Below are 18583 nucleotides of genomic sequence, written 5' to 3' on the forward strand. Positions count from 1 at the left end.
CAAGAGCATTACGCTTCATCACCGATACCGCGCGTGTCATTTACCTACCAGAAAGTAACTGCATAGCTACCGTATGTGGTGCCGGTGACGGATGCCGCCCACGAGGACGCGGACCGGAGGACTCCGGCCCCCCGCATACGGAGGATCACATGCTCAAGAAGCTCGCGGCGACCGGGGTGGCGGCGCTGGCCGCCGGCGGCGTGATGATGATGTCCGCACCTGCCTTCGCGGCCGGTGGCGGCGGTACGAGCGGGAAGCACAGCGTGCTGGGCGGCAACCAGATCATCATCCCGATCACGGCCCCGATCAACGTCTGCGGCAACGCCGTGGCGGTCATCGGCCTGGCGGGCGCCGGCTGCAAGGGCGGGGCGTCGGTCGGCGGCCATCACTGATCACCGGGCACGCCGCCCGCGTGCCCGCTGAGCCGGAGGCCGGAGCGCCGGAGTCCCCGAGGAGACTCCGGCGCTCCGGTCGTCGGTCCCCGCCCGGTCCAGGCGGAAGGCGGTACGTTACGCGTGGTGGACCGCCCGCCGAGCAGCGCCGGTTCGGGCCGCGGGTACTCTGGTCCCCGCACCGTCCGGTACCCCTGATGAGGACTGGAACGAATTGGACTCATACGCCATGCCTTCCGCCATGTCGCCCGAGGACCGGCCAGGCCGGCTGACGGTGGGCGTCGTGGGCGCGGGGCGGGTCGGCACCGCGCTCGGAGCCGCCCTGAACCTCGCCGGGCATCGCGTGGTGGCGGCCGCCGCGGTGTCCGACGTCTCCCGGGCGCGGGCCGTGGAACGCCTTCCCGGCGTCGCCCTGGTGACCCCGCAGGAGGTCGTGGCCGCCGCCGATCTGGTGCTGCTCACCGTGCCCGACGACGTGCTGCCCGATCTGGTCACCGGCCTGGTCGCGACCGAGGTCTCGGTCGCGGGCAAGCTGATCGCGCATGCCAGCGGCCGGCACGGCGTGACCGTGCTCGCCCCGGCCACCCGGGCCGGTGGGCTGCCGCTGGCGCTGCATCCCGTGATGACCTTCACCGGCCGCGCCGACGACGTGGACCGGCTGGCCGGCATCTCCTTCGGGATCACCTCGCCGGACCCGCTCCGGCCCGTGGCCGAGGCGCTGGTCATGGAGATGGGCGGCGAGCCGGTCTGGATAGCCGAGGACAAGCGCACCCTGTACCACGCGGCGCTGACCGGGGGTGCCAACCACCTGGTCACGCTGGTCGTGGAGTCGATGGACCTGCTGCGCACCATCGGGGTCGAGAATCCGGGCGGCATGCTGGGGCCGCTGCTCGGCGCCGCCCTCGACAACGCGCTGCGGCTCGGGATGTCCGGGCTGACCGGCCCGGTCGCACGCGGTGACGCGGGCACGATCGCCGAGCACATCGCCGAGCTCGGCCGCGTCTCGCCCGAAGGACTGCGGGCCTACGTCGCGCTGGCCCGGCTGACCGCCGACCGGGCCCTCGCGGCCGGACTGCTCAAGCCCGAGGACGCCGAGCGGCTGCTCGACGTGCTGGCGGACTGAAGGGAACCGACCCATGACAGTGGATGAGCGGACCGGTGCCGTGTTCCTCGCGGACGATCTGGACAAGCTCGCGGCGGCGCGGGCCCGGGCGCGCGCCGACGGGCGGCGGGTGGCGTTCGTGCCCACCATGGGAGCCCTGCACGAGGGACATCGCTCGCTGATCCGCCGGGCCCGGGAGCTGGGCGACGTGGTGTTCGTGAGCATCTTCGTCAACCCGCTGCAGTTCGGGCCGGGCGAGGACCTCGACCGCTACCCCCGGACGCTGGCGGCCGATCTGGCCGCCTGCGGTGAGGAGGGCGCCGAGGTCGTGTTCGTGCCGACCCGGAGCATGATCTATCCGACCGAGCCGGAGGTACGGGTCAGCTCGGGCCGGATGGGCACGATCGTCGAGGGTGCCTGCCGCCCGGGCCATTTCGACGGCGTCCTGACGGTCGTGATGAAGCTGTTCAACCTGGTGCAGCCCGACGTCGCGGTGTTCGGCGAGAAGGACGCCCAGCAGCTGGCCGTCATCCGCCGGATGGTCGCCGACCTCGGGGTGCCGGTGCGGGTCGTCGGCTGCCCGACGGTCCGCGAACCGGACGGGCTGGCGCTGTCCAGCCGCAACCGCTACCTGTCCGCCGCCGAGCGGGCGACCGGGCTGGCCCTGTCCCGGGCGCTGCGGGCCGGTTCGGAGGCCGCCCCCGCCGGCCCGCAGAAGGTCCTCCAGGCCGCGCGGGCCGTGCTCGACGAGGCGGTGCGGGCCGACCCGCCGCTGCGGCTCGACTATCTCGTGCTGGTCGACCAGGCCACCTTCACCGAGGTGACCGAGACCTGCACGGGCACCGCCGTCCTGGCCGTCGCCGGCCGGGTCGGTACCACCCATCTGATCGACAACATGATCATCGAGTTTTCCCCGGCTGACTGAATCCGCAGCCGTACGCGCGACGGGTGGGGCGACTCTCGCGAGCGTCCACACCCGGCCGCCGACCCCGAGGAGACCCGGATGTTCCGGACCATGTTCAAATCGAAGATCCACCGCTGCACGGTGACCCAGGCCGACCTGCACTACGTCGGCTCGGTCACCATCGACCAGGACCTCATGGACGCCGCGGACCTGCTGCCCGGCGAGCAGGTACAGATCGTCGACATCACCAACGGCGCCCGGCTGGAGACCTACGTCATCGAGGGACCGCGCGGCAGTGGTGTGATCGGAATCAACGGCGCGGCCGCCCATCTGGTCCACCCCGGCGATCTGGTGATCATCATCAGCTACGCGTCGATGAGCGACGCGGAGGCCCGGACGTTCCGGCCTGCCGTGGTCCATGTCGGCGCCTCCAACGAGATCATCGCCCTCGGGGCCGACCCGGCCGAGCCGGTGCGCGGCACCGCGGCGGTCCGCGGCGACCTCGTCCACTGAGCCCCCTCCGGCGGGGGCGGTGGCGCGAAAGCGGGCCCCACGGGGTTAATGTCAATATGACGAGAAATGCCACCCCCGAGGAGGGCACGTGAGCCCCACTCAGTTTTCCCTGCCCACGCGGCTGACCCCCGCGGAGCCCGGCTGGATCCGGGAGACCGACGTCGTCGTGATCGGCTCCGGCATCGCCGGGCTGGTCGCCGCACTCCGCATCGCCTCGATCCCGCTGGACGGCTCCGGATTCCCGGTCGGCGCGGGCTCCCCGAACGGCTCCGGGCCCGGGGCGAACCCCGGTTCGGCGAGCGGCTCCGGAGGCCGCTGCCGGGTGCTGCTGGTCACCAAGGCGCTGCTCGACGAGGGCTCCACGCGCTGGGCCCAGGGCGGCATCGCCGCCGCCCTGGCCCCGGACGACAGCCCGCAGGACCATCTGCGCGACACCCTCACCGCCGGTGCCGGGCTCTGCGACGTCGACGCCGTACGCGCGCTGGTGACCGAGGGGCCGGACGCCGTGCGGCGGCTGATGGAGCTCGGTGCCCGCTTCGACCAGGCCCCCGGTGGAGGTGTGGCGCTGACCCGCGAGGGCGGCCATCTCAAACGGCGCATCGCGCACGCCGGCGGGGACGCCACCGGCGCCGAGATCAGCCGGGCCCTGCTCGCCGCGCTCACCGACACGGCGCTTGCTGACACCGGGCTCACCGAGACGGCGCTCACCGGGGCCGGGGGCGGGGCGGGGAGCATCGAGGTCATCGAGCACGCGCTGGTGCTCGACCTGCTGCACTCCGCGGACGGCCGTGCGGCCGGGGTCACCCTGCACGTCATGGGGGAGGGCAGCCGGGACGGAGTGGGCGCCGTGCACGCCCGGGCCGTGGTGCTGGCCACCGGCGGCCTCGGTCAGGTGTTCGCCGCGACCACCAATCCCGAGGTCTCCACCGGCGACGGGGTGGCGCTGGCCCTGCGGGGCGGGGCCGCCGTCACCGACCTGGAGTTCGTACAGTTCCATCCCACCGTGTTCTGGCTGGGCGAGGGTGCCCGGGGCCAGCAGCCGCTGATCTCCGAGGCGGTCCGCGGCGAGGGCGCCCACCTCGTCGACGCCGACGGGGTCAGGTTCATGACCGGCCGGCACGAGCTCGCCGAGCTCGCCCCGCGCGACGTGGTAGCCAAGGGCATCATGGCCCGGATGCAGGAGACCGGGGCCTCGCACGTCTTCCTGGACGGGCGGCATCTCGGCGCGGCGACCTGGGAGCACCGGTTCCCGACCATCCTGGCCAGCTGCCGGGCGCACGGCGTGGACCCCGTCACCGAGCCGATCCCGGTCGTACCGGCCGCGCACTACGCCAGCGGCGGGGTCCGGACCGACCTGGCCGGCCGGACCTCGCTGCCCGGCCTCTACGCCTGCGGGGAGGTCGCCTGCACCGGGGTGCACGGCGCCAACCGGCTCGCGTCCAACTCGCTGCTGGAGGGCCTGGTCTTCGCCGAGCGCATCGCCGAGGCCATCCGTACCGACCCGCTCCCGGCCCGCCGCGGGCACGAGGCACGGCTCACCCCTGGGACCGGGGGGCTGCTCGATCCCGCCGTGCGCGAGGAGGTGCAACGGATCATGTCGGCGTACTCCGGCGTGCTGCGCAGCGCCGAGGGACTGGCCGTCGCGCGCAAGGAGCTCGCCGGGCTGGCGGCCCGCAGGACCCGTCAGCCGTGCGTGGAGGCGTGGGAGGCCACCAACCTGCACACGGTGGCCACCGCGATCGTCGCGGCCGCCCAGCTCCGCGAGGAGACCCGTGGCAGCCACTGGCGCGAGGACTTCCCCGACCGCGACGACCAGGCCTGGCTCGGCCACCTCGTCACCCGGCTCGGCGACGGGCTGACCACCGATTACACGCCCCTCACCCGGGTGCCCGCGGCCACGGCCCCCTGACCCGACCCCGGCACGATCACCACCCACCATCACCACTCGCCATCAACACCACGACAGCAAGGAGCATCACCATGACGCCGGAGCTGGAGCGGCGGCTGCGCGCGGCCGGCCTCGATCCACAGGCTGTGGAAGACCTGGTACGGGCGGCCCTGGCCGAGGACGGCGAGGTCGACGTCACCAGCGAGCCGATCATCACGGAGGCCACCGCGACCGCGGACTTCACCGCCCGCCAGGCGGGGGTGGTCGCCGGCGTCCCGGTGGCCGAGGTGGTCTTCGAACTGCTGGGCGTACGGGTCGTACGGGCGCACGTGGCCGATGGGGACGCCGTGACGGCCGGGCAGGTGCTGCTGACGGTCGAGGGGCCCACCCGGGCGCTGCTGCGCGCCGAGCGGACCGCCCTCAACCTGCTCACCCACCTGTCCGGGGTGGCGACGGCCACCCGGCGCTGGGTGGACGCCGTCGAGGGCACCAAGGCCCGGGTGCGCGACACCCGCAAGACGCTCCCGGGGCTGCGCCGCCTGCAGAAGTACGCCGTCCGGCAGGGCGGCGGGGTCAACCACCGGATGGGCCTCCAGGACGCCGCGCTGATCAAGGACAACCACGTCGCCGCCGCGGGCTCGGTGACCAAGGCCTACGAGGCGGTCCGCGCCCGCCACCCCGACCTGCACGTGCAGATCGAGTGCGACACCCTGGCTCAGGTGGAAGAGGCCCTCGCTGTGGGCGCCACCTCTATCCTGCTGGACAACATGAGCCCCGCCGAGATGACGCGGGCGGTCCGCCTGACCGCGGGGCGGGCGGAACTCGAGGCGAGCGGGGGGCTTACTGTGGACCGGGCCCGAGATGTGGCCGTGACCGGCGTCGACTATCTTGCCGTCGGCGCGCTGACACATTCGGCGTCCGCGCTCGACATCGGCCTTGACTTTCACTCCACGGCGGGGACCTGATGCTGCTCACCATCGACGTCGGCAACACCCACACCGTCCTCGGCCTGTTCGAGGGCGACGAGGTGATCGAACACTGGCGGATCAACACCGACGCGCGCCGTACCGCCGACGAGATCGCGGTGGTCCTGCAAGGACTCGTACAGCAGAGCCCGCTGCTGGCCGACACCGACATCAGCGGCATCGCCCTCTGCTCGACGGTGCCCTCCGTACTGCACGAGATGCGGGAGATGTGCCGCCGCTACTACGGCGACGTGGCCGCCGTCATCGTGGAGCCCGGTGTGAAGACCGGCGTGCCGGTACGGATGGACAACCCCAAGGAGGTCGGGTCCGACCGCATCGTCAACGCCCTGGCCGCCATCCACCTCTACGGCGGCCCCGCCCTGGTCGTCGACTTCGGCACCGCCACCACCTTCGACGCGATCTCCCCCAAGGGCGAGTACGTCGGCGGGGCCATCGCTCCCGGCATCGAGATCTCTGTGGACGCGCTGTCCAGCCGCGGCGCCCAGCTACACAAGATCGAGCTGGTCCGGCCCCGCAACGTGATCGCCAAGAACACCGTTGAGGCCCTGCAGTCCGGGATCATCTACGGCTTCGCTGGCCAGGTCGACGGCATCGTGGACCGGATGACCGAGGAGCTCACCGACAACCCCGACGACGTCACCGTCGTGGCCACCGGCGGCCTGGCCCCCCTCGTCCTGGACGAGGCGCGCAGCATCGACGTGTTCGAGCCCTGGCTGACCCTCATCGGCCTCCGCCTCATCTACGAACGCAACATCAGCGTGTCTGGTTAATTGCCTCGCTGTGTTCAATGGCCTCGCTGCGCTCGGCGGCTCGGGGCGCCTTTTTGGCGGTGCCTTCCCTCGTCGCGTGCTCGCTCGTTCCTCGCTGCGCGCGCTCCTCAGTCCAGCCCACGCCGCGCCCCTCGCGTGATGGATACCCTTTGAACCGTGAGTGACGAGATGTACGACGCATCGAGCAGGGCGGACGGTCCCGCCGTACCCTCGGGCGGCCCGCGGGACGGGCTCCCGGAGCAGATGCGGGTCCGGCGGGAGAAGCTCGACCGGATCCGCGCGAGCGGCATCGACCCCTACCCGGTCGGCTTCCCGCGGACGGCGACGATCAGTGAGGTACGCGAGCGCTACCCCGATCTCGAACCGGGGACCGAGACCGGCGACAAGGTCGGCGTCGCGGGCCGGGTCATGCTGATCCGCAACACCGGCAAGCTGTGTTTCGCCACCATCCGGGACGGCAGCGGCGACATCCAGATCATGCTGTCGCTGGCCAAGGCCGGCGAGGACGCGCTGGCCTCCTGGAAGCGCGACGTCGACCTCGGTGATCACATCGGGGTCGAGGGCGAGGTCATCACCTCCAGGCGCGGCGAGCTGTCGGTCATGGCGGACCGGTACGCGCTCACCTCCAAGTGCCTGCGCCCGCTGCCCGACAAGCACGCCGGGCTGACCGACCCCGAGGCCCGGGTACGCCAGCGCTACGTCGACCTCATCGTCAACGACGAGGCGCGCAAGATGGCCCGGGTGCGCAGCGACACCGTACGGGCGGTGCGCGACTTCTGGCACGAGGAGGGCTACCTCGAGGTCGAGACGCCCATGCTGCAGCCGATCCACGGAGGCGCGGCGGCCCGGCCGTTCCGGACCCACATCAACGCCTACGACATGGAGCTCTATCTGCGGATCGCGATCGAGCTCTACCTCAAGCGGCTGGTCGTCGGGGGCATCGAGAAGGTCTTCGAGATCAACCGGAACTTCCGCAACGAGGGCGCGGACTCCACGCACAACCCCGAGTTCACCATGCTCGAGGCCTACGGGACCTACCTCGACTACAACGACATGGCCGACCTGACCCAGCGGATGTACCAGAAGGCCGTGGTGGCCGCGCTGGGCACGTCGGTGGTCGTGCACGAGGGCCAGGAGTACGACCTGGGGCTGCCCGAGTGGCCGCGGATCACCCTGTACGGCGCGGTCTCGGAGGCGCTGGGCGAGGAGGTCACGCCGCACACGCCGATCGAGGCGGTGCGCAAGCAGGCCGACGCCCGGGAGATCCACTGGAAGCCCACCTGGGGCCAGGGCAAGATCGTTCAGGAGATCTTCGAGGAGCTCGTCGAGCACACGCTGCGGCAGCCCACGTTCGTCATGGACTACCCGCTGGAGACCTCGCCGCTCACCCGGCAGCACCGGACCGAGCCCCTGCTCACCGAGAAGTGGGACCTCATCGGGTTCGGCACCGAGCTGGGCACCGCCTACTCCGAGCTGGTCGACCCCGTCGAGCAGCGCCGCCGGCTCACCGAGCAGTCGCTGCTGGCGGCCGGCGGGGACCCCGAGGCCATGCAGCTGGACGAGGACTTCCTGCGCGCCCTGGAATACGCGATGCCCCCCACCGGCGGCATGGGCGCGGGCATCGACCGGATGATCATGGCCTTCACCGGCAAGAACATCCGCGAGACCATCCTCTTCCCGCTGGTCAAGCCCGAATAACCCAGCCCTGACCCATCCCGCCCAGACTGCAACCACCCACCCCCGTCCCACCCACAACCCATCCCGTTTTCGTGATCATGCAATCAATCGTCGGTTGGTTTTCGTCCGCGTCTAGCGGCGACGTTTGTCGATGAGTTTGAGCAACACCCCTGATCCTCGGGTTGCCGTGTTCACGAGTTTCAGCAACACCTCGGGGCTTGCGGTGGGCGTATCTGCTGTGTCACCCACCGTGAGGGGGCTCGGATGGTGCGGCAGTCCAAGACCGAGCTGTACGCGGCCATCCGCCGCGATGTGCGGGACGGGCTGTCGATCCGGGCGGTGATGCGCAAGCACGGCGTCTCGCACCCGACGGTGCGTCAGGCGCTGGACTCGGCGTGGCCGAAGCCGCGCAAGAAGATGGAGCCGGGCTTCTATAGCGAGTGGGGGCCGAAGCGGCCCCAGGCGATGACTGCCGCTGCGATCAGCAGTACCGCGTTGAGTGCGATCGCTGTGGACTCTTTGCGTCGCAAGTGGGTGAGCGCGGCCAGCGCCATCAGCAGAGCCAGGCCAGTGGCCGCCAGTGGGGTGAGGATCGGGGTGAGGCCGGTGGCGGCGGGCAGGATGAGTCCGAGCGCGCCGACCAGTTCGGCGAGCCCGATGAAGCGGACGGCGTGGGTGGAGAAGTCGGCCGTCCAGGGCAGCTTGGGTTCGAGCTTGTCCACGGGCTGGGTCGAGGTCATCACGCCCGCGGCGCCGAACAGCGCTGCGAGTGCCGCTTGCAGAATCCACAACAGCAGGTTCATGTCTGGGTTTCCTCATCGTTCAGGGGGTTCAGAGAGGCGGGAACACCGGATGGTGGCGTTCGGGAGGGGGCTGGAGCCGGTCGCCGGCCCCCGTGTGGCGCGGCTTGACGATTGCGGGCCATGAATCGTCGTGCCCGTCTGCGCCCAGGGTCGGCCGCTGACGTCGGCCCCGCGGTGCAGCCGCACTGTGCAGCAGGTCGCGAACCACCGTCCAGCCGTTGTCTTGTGAGCCGACGTGGCGCGCGTGATGCCGGCCGGCGTCCGCCCGCAGCTACGGCGGGCTCGTGGCCTCGGGAGAACACCAGCCGGGTGATGCCTCCTAGGGGTTGCGGCGCAGCGTGAACCAGAAGGTGGGCACCGGGTTTGTGCCGGGTGTGGCGTCGGCCAGCTCCCAGTCGGCGAACCTGGCGCGCAGCTCGTCGGCGGTGACGCCGGAGATCGGGTCGTCGAACGCCTCGGGGCCGTACCCGAACATCAGCAGCCGTGCGCCGGAGGCGGCGCGGTGGGTGAGTCCGGCGGCGTAGGCGTCGCGGCGGTGCGGCGGGATGCCGCAATAGCAGCTCAGGTCGAAGAACAGGTCGTAGGGGCCGGGGGCGTCCAGGTCATCGAGCCGGGTGGCGTCCCCGCACAGCAGCCGTACCGCCTTTCCCGCCGCGGCGGCCTTGGCCCGGGCCTGATCGACCGCCCGATCGATCAGATCGACGGCCACGACGTCCCAGCCATGCCGGGCCAGATAGACGGCGTTGGTTCCGGTGCCGCAGCCGAGTTCGAGGGCGCGGCCGGGTGGCAGCGCGCCGTGCCCCTCGACCAGGGCGACCAGCTCGGGCGGCGTCACATCGGTGTCCCATGGCGGCTTGCCGGCGCGGTAGTAGCCCTCCAGTTCGCGGCGGACGGCCTGTTCCTGGTCGTGCTCCGTACGGATCTGGTCCGCGTCCGGTCGCTGAGCGGTGTTCGCCTGGTCCATGGTTTCCTCCAGAGAAACTAGAGTTGCTCTCTAGTGTTGAACTCTAGATATAGACTCGTGGCATGGACACTGTCAAACGGCCGGACAAGCGGGCCGAGCGCTCACGCCGCACCCGCGAGAAAGTCATCCAGGCGGCGCGGGAGTTGTTCCTCGCGCAGGGCTACGGGGCGACGAGCCTGCAGGAGGTCGCCGACCGGGCGGGCGTGGCCGTGCAGACGATCTACTTCGTCTTCGGCAACAAGCGCACGCTGTTCAAGGACGTCGTCGACTCGTCCATCGCCGGTGACACCGAACCGGTGGCCACCATGGACCGCGAATGGTTCCGCGCCGCATGCGCCGCGCCCACCGCGGCCGACCAGCTGCGCGCGCACGTCCGCGGCACCCACGAGATCCTGGGCCGGGTGGCCCCGATCATGCCGCTGATCGCGGCCGCCGCGGCCACCGACCCGCAGATCGCCGCGCAGTGGCCCGACGGTCCCGATCCGCGCTACACCGTGCAGCACGCCGCGGCCCAGACACTGGCCGGCAAGCCCGGCGTCCGTCCCGACGTCTCCGTCGCGACGGCCGCCGACCTGCTGTTCGGGCTGCTCAGCCCACAGCTGTACCTGCTCTTCGTCCAGGACCGCGGCTGGTCGCCGAACAGGTGGGAAGAGTGGGCCTACGCCACGTTGACCGCCCAACTCTGCACCGCCCCTGCGGAAGGCTCGGGCTGCCCGGACAGCCTTGGCCAGGACGACCATGCTCCAGAACCGTGATTCCTCGCCCGGCGCTGCCACAGCCAAGACAGCCGACCCAGTGCCCCATCCACGTCAGAGGATGCGGCGCAGGACGGGCCCCTGGGATCGCAGGCCTACCCTGCGACCGGGGTCACGTTCGGGAGAAGAGGGCCTTCACCTATCCATCGACACTTCACCGTCGCTGAACCTCATCGACATCGCCGTCCACGCGAACCCGCAACCGTCGCTCAAACCAACGCACAAACGTTGCTGCATCTCACGGCCGCAACCAGTCGGTTGATTGCATGATCACGAAGGGTATGCGTGATCACGGAGGGGTGGCGTGATCACGGACGGGGGCAGGGGATGGTCAGGGGATGTGGACGGGCAGGGCGGCCAGGCCGCGCAGGACGAGGTTGTCGCGGTAGGCGAGGGCCCGGCCGGTCAGGGTCACCTCGCGGCGGAAGAGCCGGGTGAGCGCGATCTCGCCCTCCAGGCGGGCCAGCGGGGCGCCCAGGCAGAAATGGATGCCCAGCCCGAAGGACAGGTGCCCGGACGGCGGCCGGCGCAGGTCGAGCCGGTCGGGATCGGGGAAGACCGCGGGATCGCGGTTGGCGGCCCCGGTGAGCAGCAGCACCAGCTCGCCGCGCTTGACGGTGGCCCCGGCCAGCTCGATGTCCTCGAGGGCCGCCCGCAGGGTCAGCTGCACCGGCGGGTCGTACCGCAGCAGTTCCTCGACGGCCTCGGAGGCCGCCTCCGGGTGCGCCCGCATCCAGGCCAGCTGGGCGGGGTGGCGCAGCAGGGCCAGCGCCCCGTTGCCGATCAGGTTGACGGTCGTCTCATGGCCCGCGACGAGCAGCAGGACGCAGGTGGCGAGGAGTTCCTCCTCGGTCAGCGCGTCCCCGCCGTCGGACACGGCGACCAGGGCGCTCAGCAGGTCGTCACGCGGGTCGGCCCGCCGCAGCGCGCTCAGCTCCCGGAAGTAGGCCGCGAACTCCAGCCGGGCCTGGTCGCGCTCGGCGATGTCGGTCGCGGGCAGCAGGAAGCCGGGATCGAGCCCGCGGGCCAGTGCCTGCGACCAGCGCCTGAACCGGTCCCGGTCCTCCGGCGGCACGCCGAGCAGCTCACTGATGAGGATCACCGGCAGCGGGTAGGCCAGCGTGGCGATCAGATCGACCTCGCCGGAGGCACCGGCCAGCAACTCGTCCACCAGCTGCTCGATCCGGGGCCGCAGCCGCTCGATCAGGCGGGCCGTGAAGGCCTTGCTGACCAGCCGCCGCAGCCGGGTGTGGTCGGGCGGGTCCAGGGTCAGGAACGACCGCCTGGCGGCCTGCCGGCCCCGCCAGCTGTCGCCGTCGTCCGGCTGGTGACCGAACCGCGGGTCGCGCAGGACCCGCTGGCACAGCTCGTACGACGTCGTCACCCACAGGCCGTAGGGCGTGTGCTGCAGGGGGCCGGCGGCGCTCAGCCTGCGGTACTGCGCGTAGGGGTCGGCGTGGAAGGCCCGGTGAAAGGGGTCGAACCCCAGGATCGCCAGCGCATCCGGCTGTACGTCTGCACTCATCTCAGTTGACAGTCAGTCAAATAGCCCGCGTGATGTCAATGGCCTGGAGCTCACCGGCGTGCACCTCACCCGCCTGCACCTCACCGGTCTGGATCTCGCCGGCCTGGACCTCACAGGCCTGGATCGCACTGGAGGCTCAGGTGGATTCGCGGACCACCAGCTCGGGGGCGAGCGTCAGATGACGGTGCCGGTGCTCCTCGCGCTGGGCGATCTCGTTGAGCGCCAGCTCGGCGGCGGTCCAGCCCAGCTCGTGCAGGGGCAGCCGCACCGTGGTGAGCGGGACCGCGGCGGTGGAGGCCAGCTCGAGGTCGTCGTAGCCGACGACCGCGATCTCTCCGGGGATCTTGACCCCGAGCCGCAGCAGCTCGTTCACCATCCCGATGGCCAGGAGGTCGTTGGCGCAGAAGACGGCCGAGGGCGGGGTGGCCCGCTCCAGCAGCCTGCGTGCCGCCAGCTTCCCCTCGGTGGCGGTCATGGCGGGTCGGGGCACGTGGAGGAGCTCTCCCGGCCTTCCACGGCGTTCCTGGACGGTGGCGCGGTGCAGGGTGCGCTCGGCTCCCAGCCGGCGCTGGCGGCAGGACTCCAGCTCGGGTGCGCCGGTCACCAGGGCGATGCGGTGGTGGCCACGGGAGAGCAGGTGCGAGACCGCCAGCTCACCCCCCGCGATGTGATCGACGCGGACCGAGCAGAGCCCGGCCAGCGTCCGGTCGATCAGGACGACGGCCATGCCGCGCCGCTGGAGGCGGGCAATCCGCCCGGCGGGCAGGCCGGTCGGGGTGATCAGCACTCCGGAGGCCCGCTGCTCCTCCAGCAGGTCCAGGCAGCGGCTCTCCCTGTCGGCCGAGCCCCCGCCGGCGCACCAGAGCGCGTCGAACCCGTCGGCGTGCATCGCGGCCTCGGCGCCGCGGGCCAGCTCACTGTGGCGGGGGTCGCCGATGTCGCCGACCACCACCCCGAGCGTGCGGCCGCGCACGGGCCGCCCGCCCGCGTCCGCCGGCCCCTGGCGGAGCCGCCGGGCCGACTCGTTGCGGATGAATCCCAGTTCGTCGATCACCGAGCGCACCCGGGTACGGGTTGCTTCGGCCACCAGATCTGGCCGGTTTAGGACATTCGAAACTGTCCCAACTGAGACTCCCGCGCGTTTTGCAACCTCGCGGATACTGGTCCGCGCCAACTCGCTTCCCACCCGCACTCCATAGGGTTTCCGCAGGTCGCCGACGTGTGGCCGGAGACCTGGGATGCGGTATGTAACTGATCGCCATGTTAGGTGCACGCATCGTTATCTTTGTGCGCTTGACGGTCCGGATCCGGCCGCCTAGCGTTCCGGACCGAAGCGTAGCTTGAAACGATTCACGTCCCATTCGCGGACCAAGCACGCGAAGACGTGAAGGGATGGGTGAAAGGGGGCAGCATCATGACCCATCCCGGGCACGAGACCACCATCCCCGGTGCCGCCGGGGCATTTCGCGTGTCGGGGACCTACCCGGGGGGCCCTTCCCCCCTGGCGGACCCCAGTGCCTTTAGAGCCTCGCCTCCGATCGCGTCAACGAGTGAATCGTTACTGGGAGTTCCCCCATCGCGCCCGGCAAACGACACACCGGCCGACATCGGCCAAGAGCACATGGCGGTAGCCCCACCCCGGACCACCGGGGCTCCCGGCCTGACGCAGCCGCCAGCCACATCCCCGCGGTCATCACCACGGACGAGGGAGGACGGAGTGGAACAGGCCACGCTCATGCGCCGTGGCACTGACGAACCTCGACTATGTGAGGAGGATCTGAAACTGCTCGCCCAGATCGCGAGCGGTGTGACCGCGGACGTCGCGGCGCGCAAACTGGAACTGAGTGCACGAACACTGAGACGGCGATTGCGGGCCATCTGCGATCGTCTCGAGGTGAACACCCCCATCGAGGCCGTGGTCTGGGCCGCGCGGAGACAGCTCATCTGAGCCTCCGACAGGCTCGTCTCCCATCCGGCGGGGAGACGGCCTCGGCGGTGACGCTCGTGCGGAGCGGGCTCAGGCGACCCGTACCCCACCGGCGAACGGCCGGCCGGCCAGCGGGGCCATCCTGACGACGTCTCCCGTGTGCGGTGCGTGCACCATCATGCCGTTACCGACGTACATCCCCATGTGGTGCAGGTCGGCGTAGAAGAACACCAGGTCCCCGGGCTGCAACTGCGAGATCGACGAGATGTGCGTCCCCGAGTTCCACTGGCTGCCGGTGTAGTGCGGCAGGTTGATGCCCACCTTCCCGTAGGCCCACATGGTCAGCCCGGAGCAGTCGAAGGTGCTCGGCCCCGCGGCCCCCCAGACGTAGGGCTTGCCCCGCTGCGCGAGGGCCAGCGCCAGGGCCCGCTGGGCCTTGCTCGATCCACCGACGATCGGCGGCAGGTCGGCGAGCTGGGTCGGGTCCTTCTTCGCGATCTTGTCGCGGATGCCGCCGTACAGGTCCGAGAGCTTCTTCTTGCGCTGGTCCAGCTGGCTCTGCAGGGTCTTGACCTGGTTGGCACGGTCCTGTGCGGCCTTGTGCGCCCGGACGGCGCCCTGCATCGCCTGGGCGAGCGTCTGGACCTTGGTCCCGTCCTGGGCGGCGAAGTAGTTCAGCGTGGAGGCCTGGTCGAGCATCGCCTGCGGGTCCTTGGCGGTGGCGAACGCCACCGAGGGGTCCACCCCGCCGTTCATGTAGCTCGTGGCGGCGAGCTGGCCGACCCGCTGCTGCACGGTCTGCAGCGCGGCGTCCTGCCGCTTGGCGTTGTCCTGGGCGACTTTGGCGGCCCGGGTGGCCTGCTGGTAGCGCACCTTGAGGCCGTTGTACTGCTCGGTGAGCTGCTCCATCTGGTCGTGCAGCTTGGAAGCCTGACCCTTCAGGTCCTTGATGCTCTCCGGTGGCGGCTTCGGCTTGGCGTGGCCGGCCGTGACGGGAAGGACCAACGAGATCGCACAGAAGGCACCGACGACGGCACCGACCCGGGTGCGGAAACGCGGGGGCCGGTGATGGCCACCCGATTCCGTAGCTGGGCGTGCAGGCTCCACAAAAGCTCCTCTCCTCGTCCGCCTACCGGGTTAGCTGTCGGGTTCGGGCCGGAGTTAGCCCTACCGCTGGACGCGACCGGTGCGGGGAACACCGGAGGCGCTGTCACGGATTCACCCCAGGGAAGGTGGGTCCCCGGCTCCCAGGACGCTGGGTGCGCCCCCTGGACTCGGCGGGTCCGCAATCTCGAGAGCGACTGCGGACATCAGCGTCGGACATTAACGGAGTCTGGCGTGGATGCCAACCGGAACATGCGAACTCGCAGGTGGAAGCAGTTCAGTGATCAAGGGGTGCTGATAACGAAACCGTCCTGTGATGGGATCGGCCGCCCCCTCGGGCTCATCCGGGCTCATCCGGGCTCCGGGGCGAAGGCCGGTCACCGGACCCAATACCCTCGGGTGATTGTGGACTTCACCATCAGGCGGGCCCGGACCGCAGATGTTCGCTCGATACGGCGGCTGGTCGGTATGCAGTCCGGACAGGGCCGCCGGCTGCTCGCCAAGAGCACGGTGACGCTGTACGAGGACGTCCAGGAGTTCTGGGTGGCGGTGGACGCCGAAGACCGCCTCGTGGGCTGTGGGGCCTTGCACATCATGTGGGAGGATTTGGCGGAAGTCCGTACCGTCACGGTCGATCCCGCCTCCAGGGGACACGGGGTGGGGCACCATATCGTCGGCCGGCTTCTGGAGACCGCACGAGAACTGGGTGTGCGCCGCGTGTTCTGTCTGACCTTCGAGGTGGAGTTCTTCGCGCGGCACGGCTTCCAGCCGATCTTGGGGACTCCGGTTTCCCCCGAGGTGTATGAAGAGCTTCTCCGCTCTTATGACGAAGGCGTCGCGGAGTTTCTGGACCTCGACCGGGTCAAGCCGAACACGCTTGGCAACACCCGAATGCTGCTCCGTCTGGAGGAGACACAACTGTGAGCCAAACCCCCTATGGCGGGCCGTACCCCCCAGAGCGGTCGGGTCCGTCTTCTTATGGGCAGCAGCCCTATGGAAATCAGCCCTACGGGCAGCCCTCGTACGACTCCTACGACGGCGGCTATGTACACGTGCCTTCGGAGGCGGCAGATCTCCCGCTGGCGTCGATCTGGCGCCGTGCCGGGGCCCGGCTCGCCGATGCCGGACTGACCTGGGCCGCCGGTTTCGCAGTCGTGTTTCCCATCACGCTCGGCGCCATCGGGGTTCAGAAGGAGGGCGATCCCTGGTCGACCCCGATTCTGGTGACGACCTTCATCGTCATGTCCGTTCTTCCGTTCATCTATGAAGCGGTCCTGCTGACCATGTCCGGGCAGACGCTCGGCAAGCGGCTGCTCGGACTGAGCGTGGTGGACGTCGATCCGGCGGGTGAGCCGATCGGCATGACCAAGGCCGTCTGGCGATCCGCGATCAACAATGTCGTTTATCAGCTCGGCATTTTCTTCTTCCTGCTGATCGGTGTGGCCACGCCCTTCGTCTACGCCCTGCTGGGCATCTTCTTCGCCGCCATCGGCGTGCTGGTGTCCTACCTCTGGGCGATCTGGGACCAGCCGCTGCACCAGGCGCTGCACGACAGGTTCGCCGGCACGGTCGTCATCGACGACCGGGTCGAGTACGAAGAGGAGTAGGCGGCGATGGCCGCCGGCCCGCGGGACGGGGCACCGGCGGAGCCCGCGCAACGGCTGGTCGCGCGGATCATCGACACCCTGCTGGTCGCCCTGCCGGTGGTGCTGGTCACGCGGGCCACGCTGCCCCGCGTGACCGCGGAGATCGTGGCCTCGGTCGGGCTGGCGTTCCTGCTGGTCGTCTACGACTCAGTCCAGCACGCCCGCTGGGGGCAGACCGTGGGCAAGCGGCTCACCGGGATCCGGGTGGTCTCGGTGCCGGCGGAGGGGACCGGCGGTGCGCCCGGCCGCCCGCGCCCGGCCCAGGCGCTGCTGCGCGCCGCGGTGTACGCCGTGCCGATCGCCGCGCGGTCCGTGCCCGTCCTGGGCGCGATCGCCGGCATCTTCTGGGTGACGAATGCCGGCCTGCTTCTGGAACGGCCGCGCCGGCAGGCCTTGCACGACCGGATCGCCGGTACCGCCGTGGTGTCCATCCGCAATTGACCATCCCGGACGGTATGGGTTCCCCTTGGTGGAACTTTTGGGCCTTTTTTGCCTAGCGGGGGCAACGGATTTCGTTGCCGCAGACCAAGACGTCAACCCTTGACATGCCATCCGTCCATGAGCCACATGGCTCTTCGCCCCATACGCATTCCGTGGCAGGTAACCGCTTAGCGCCGTTACGTCAGGGTTAATCGGGGATCGGGTGGTGACCGTTGGCCGCCCCTAAGCCGCCCGGGCGGGCCCGGTATTTCGACGTCCGATGCCGTGAATCCGGTACGTGGAGCGCCTCCTGAGGGGTGGTGCCGAATAGGGGACTGTTGGACCCGCGCTCCAACACAGGCCGGATTGCACTTGCAGAGCGCCCTTCGACCGGTGATTACGCTGCGTAACGGGTACTTCGGGAGTAACTCTTGGTGGGTGTTGAATTGTCATCAGCAAGAGACGGGGTATATCTTTGTCAACCGAATGTAGTTTGCTCCGGCGAAAGGTCTGTCCCCATGGCACGCAAGGTTCAAGTGCTTCTCGTCGACGACCTCGACGGTGGCGAGGCGGACGAGACCGTGTCGTTCTCCCTCGATGGCGCCACCTATGAGATCGATCTCAGCAGCGCCAACGCAAAGAAGCTGCGCGATTCACTGCAGCCGTTCGTAGACCACGCGCAGAAGGCGAGCGCCGGCCGGCGCCGTGGCGCGACCCGCACCCGCGGCGCGTCCAGCCGGGAGCGCAGCGCGGACATCCGCGCCTGGGCCAAGCAGCGCGGCATCAAGGTCAACGAGCGCGGCCGCATCCCCGCCTCCGTGGTCGAGCAGTATGAGGCTGCGCACTAACTGGCGGAGTGCGAGGTTCAGGGAGTGGTCTTCCCGTTTGACTCGTCGTTGAGAGTTGATGATCGGCCCGTCGTCCGGGAAAGGGTGGCGGGCCGTTCGCTTGTGGCGTAGAGCGCCCGGCCGGTCGTTTCCAGGGACGGGGTTTCGCCCCCATGGCAAGGCCTCACCTCGCTCGTTGGTGTGCTCGAGTGAGTTCCCGTCACCGGGGCGTACGGTAAAAGCGCCGTTCGCTTGGGGCGTAGCGGGAACACTACGGCCCGATGCGGTAGTTGGATGAGGATGAACAGCCCTAGGCGGGGAACGTCTCTCGGTGGGAGTGCACCGGGGCGGCCTCCTCGTGGCGGGCTAGCATGCGGAAG

Annotated in this window: 19 protein-coding genes and 1 riboswitch; of the genes, 14 read left to right on the forward strand and 5 right to left on the reverse strand. The window is 70.1% G+C overall.

The genetic code is table 11. The features are described 5' to 3' along the window. The first annotated feature begins 149 nt into the window (after nucleotides 1–149). From ACRYCC_RS00215 to lysX, 8 genes are all read left to right on the forward strand, one after another. Nucleotides 150–392 carry a chaplin family protein gene (locus ACRYCC_RS00215; RefSeq protein WP_433807371.1) on the forward strand — a complete coding sequence of 81 codons (243 nt, stop codon included), beginning with the start codon at nucleotides 150–152 and terminating at the stop codon, nucleotides 390–392. A 229-nt stretch (nucleotides 393–621) separates the two neighbouring features. Beyond that, nucleotides 622–1515: a Rossmann-like and DUF2520 domain-containing protein gene (locus tag ACRYCC_RS00220; RefSeq protein ID WP_433807373.1), complete on the forward strand. Its 894-nt coding sequence runs from the start codon at nucleotides 622–624 to the stop codon at nucleotides 1513–1515. A 13-nt stretch (nucleotides 1516–1528) separates the two neighbouring features. Further along, nucleotides 1529–2419 carry a pantoate--beta-alanine ligase gene (panC, locus tag ACRYCC_RS00225; RefSeq protein ID WP_433807375.1) on the forward strand — a complete coding sequence of 297 codons (891 nt, stop codon included), beginning with the start codon at nucleotides 1529–1531 and terminating at the stop codon, nucleotides 2417–2419. Between the two features lie 78 nt (nucleotides 2420–2497). Beyond that, a complete protein-coding gene (gene panD / locus ACRYCC_RS00230; RefSeq protein ID WP_433807377.1) occupies nucleotides 2498–2911 on the forward strand; it encodes an aspartate 1-decarboxylase in 414 nt (137 codons plus the stop codon). Nucleotides 2912–2999: 88 nt separating this feature from the next. Next, nucleotides 3000–4820 carry an L-aspartate oxidase gene (locus ACRYCC_RS00235; protein ID WP_433807379.1) on the forward strand — a complete coding sequence of 607 codons (1821 nt, stop codon included), beginning with the start codon at nucleotides 3000–3002 and terminating at the stop codon, nucleotides 4818–4820. A 71-nt stretch (nucleotides 4821–4891) separates the two neighbouring features. After that, nucleotides 4892–5764, forward strand: coding sequence for a carboxylating nicotinate-nucleotide diphosphorylase (gene nadC, locus ACRYCC_RS00240; protein WP_433807381.1), 873 nt, complete (start codon nucleotides 4892–4894; stop codon nucleotides 5762–5764). Beyond that, on the forward strand, nucleotides 5764–6555 hold the full coding sequence (locus ACRYCC_RS00245; protein ID WP_433807383.1) for a type III pantothenate kinase: 792 nt from the start codon (nucleotides 5764–5766) through the stop codon (nucleotides 6553–6555). Before nadC ends, ACRYCC_RS00245 begins: the two co-directional genes overlap by 1 nt. 168 nt (nucleotides 6556–6723) lie before the next feature. Further along, nucleotides 6724–8253 (forward strand): bifunctional lysylphosphatidylglycerol synthetase/lysine--tRNA ligase LysX, encoded by a 1530-nt coding sequence (gene lysX, locus ACRYCC_RS00250; protein WP_433809879.1) that lies wholly within the window; start codon nucleotides 6724–6726, stop codon nucleotides 8251–8253. A gap of 410 nt (nucleotides 8254–8663) precedes the next feature. Here lysX and ACRYCC_RS00255 read toward each other — a convergent pair whose 3' ends face one another. After that, nucleotides 8664–9035, reverse strand: coding sequence for a DoxX family protein (locus ACRYCC_RS00255; protein ID WP_433807385.1), 372 nt, complete (start codon nucleotides 9033–9035; stop codon nucleotides 8664–8666). Nucleotides 9036–9354: 319 nt separating this feature from the next. Continuing rightward, nucleotides 9355–9999 carry a class I SAM-dependent methyltransferase gene (locus ACRYCC_RS00260; RefSeq protein ID WP_433807387.1) on the reverse strand — a complete coding sequence of 215 codons (645 nt, stop codon included), beginning with the start codon at nucleotides 9997–9999 and terminating at the stop codon, nucleotides 9355–9357. Nucleotides 10000–10061: 62 nt separating this feature from the next. On the opposite strand from ACRYCC_RS00260, the gene ACRYCC_RS00265 reads away from it, so the two are divergent. Next, nucleotides 10062–10754 carry a TetR/AcrR family transcriptional regulator gene (locus ACRYCC_RS00265; RefSeq protein ID WP_433807389.1) on the forward strand — a complete coding sequence of 231 codons (693 nt, stop codon included), beginning with the start codon at nucleotides 10062–10064 and terminating at the stop codon, nucleotides 10752–10754. A 331-nt stretch (nucleotides 10755–11085) separates the two neighbouring features. Here the strand turns inward: ACRYCC_RS00265 and ACRYCC_RS00270 are convergent, their stop codons facing one another. Together ACRYCC_RS00270 and ACRYCC_RS00275 are read right to left on the reverse strand one after the other, a co-directional pair. After that, on the reverse strand, nucleotides 11086–12279 hold the full coding sequence (locus ACRYCC_RS00270) for a cytochrome P450 (RefSeq protein ID WP_433807391.1): 1194 nt from the start codon (nucleotides 12277–12279) through the stop codon (nucleotides 11086–11088). 136 nt (nucleotides 12280–12415) lie between these two features. Beyond that, nucleotides 12416–13552 carry a LacI family DNA-binding transcriptional regulator gene (locus ACRYCC_RS00275; RefSeq protein WP_433807393.1) on the reverse strand — a complete coding sequence of 379 codons (1137 nt, stop codon included), beginning with the start codon at nucleotides 13550–13552 and terminating at the stop codon, nucleotides 12416–12418. Nucleotides 13553–14014: 462 nt separating this feature from the next. Between ACRYCC_RS00275 and ACRYCC_RS00280 the strand changes: the two genes are divergently transcribed. Then, entirely contained in the window at nucleotides 14015–14227 is a 213-nt protein-coding gene (locus ACRYCC_RS00280; protein ID WP_433809880.1) for a LuxR family transcriptional regulator, read from the forward strand. Nucleotides 14228–14296: 69 nt separating this feature from the next. Here the strand turns inward: ACRYCC_RS00280 and ACRYCC_RS00285 are convergent, their stop codons facing one another. Beyond that, a complete protein-coding gene (locus tag ACRYCC_RS00285) occupies nucleotides 14297–15211 on the reverse strand; it encodes an NlpC/P60 family protein (RefSeq protein ID WP_433807395.1) in 915 nt (304 codons plus the stop codon). A gap of 105 nt (nucleotides 15212–15316) precedes the next feature. Continuing rightward, a riboswitch (cyclic di-AMP (ydaO/yuaA leader) is annotated at nucleotides 15317–15496 on the reverse strand. A gap of 219 nt (nucleotides 15497–15715) precedes the next feature. On the opposite strand from ACRYCC_RS00285, the gene ACRYCC_RS00290 reads away from it, so the two are divergent. The 4 genes from ACRYCC_RS00290 to ACRYCC_RS00305 all read left to right on the forward strand — a co-directional run bounded on the left by ACRYCC_RS00290 (nucleotide 15716) and on the right by ACRYCC_RS00305 (nucleotide 18224). After that, entirely contained in the window at nucleotides 15716–16234 is a 519-nt protein-coding gene (locus ACRYCC_RS00290) for an amino-acid N-acetyltransferase (protein WP_433807397.1), read from the forward strand. Further along, the gene (locus ACRYCC_RS00295) at nucleotides 16231–16917 is read left to right on the forward strand and encodes an RDD family protein (protein ID WP_433807399.1); all 687 of its coding nucleotides are present in this window, start codon (nucleotides 16231–16233) and stop codon (nucleotides 16915–16917) included. The genes ACRYCC_RS00290 and ACRYCC_RS00295 overlap by 4 nt, the downstream gene beginning before the upstream one ends. A gap of 6 nt (nucleotides 16918–16923) precedes the next feature. After that, nucleotides 16924–17397 carry an RDD family protein gene (locus ACRYCC_RS00300; protein WP_433807401.1) on the forward strand — a complete coding sequence of 158 codons (474 nt, stop codon included), beginning with the start codon at nucleotides 16924–16926 and terminating at the stop codon, nucleotides 17395–17397. Nucleotides 17398–17894: 497 nt separating this feature from the next. After that, nucleotides 17895–18224: a histone-like nucleoid-structuring protein Lsr2 gene (locus ACRYCC_RS00305; protein WP_433807403.1), complete on the forward strand. Its 330-nt coding sequence runs from the start codon at nucleotides 17895–17897 to the stop codon at nucleotides 18222–18224. Nucleotides 18225–18583: the final 359 nt, after the last annotated feature.

The sequence above is a fragment of the Actinomadura scrupuli genome (assembly GCF_050971785.1).
Taxonomy (GTDB): domain Bacteria; phylum Actinomycetota; class Actinomycetes; order Streptosporangiales; family Streptosporangiaceae; genus Actinomadura_E; species Actinomadura_E scrupuli.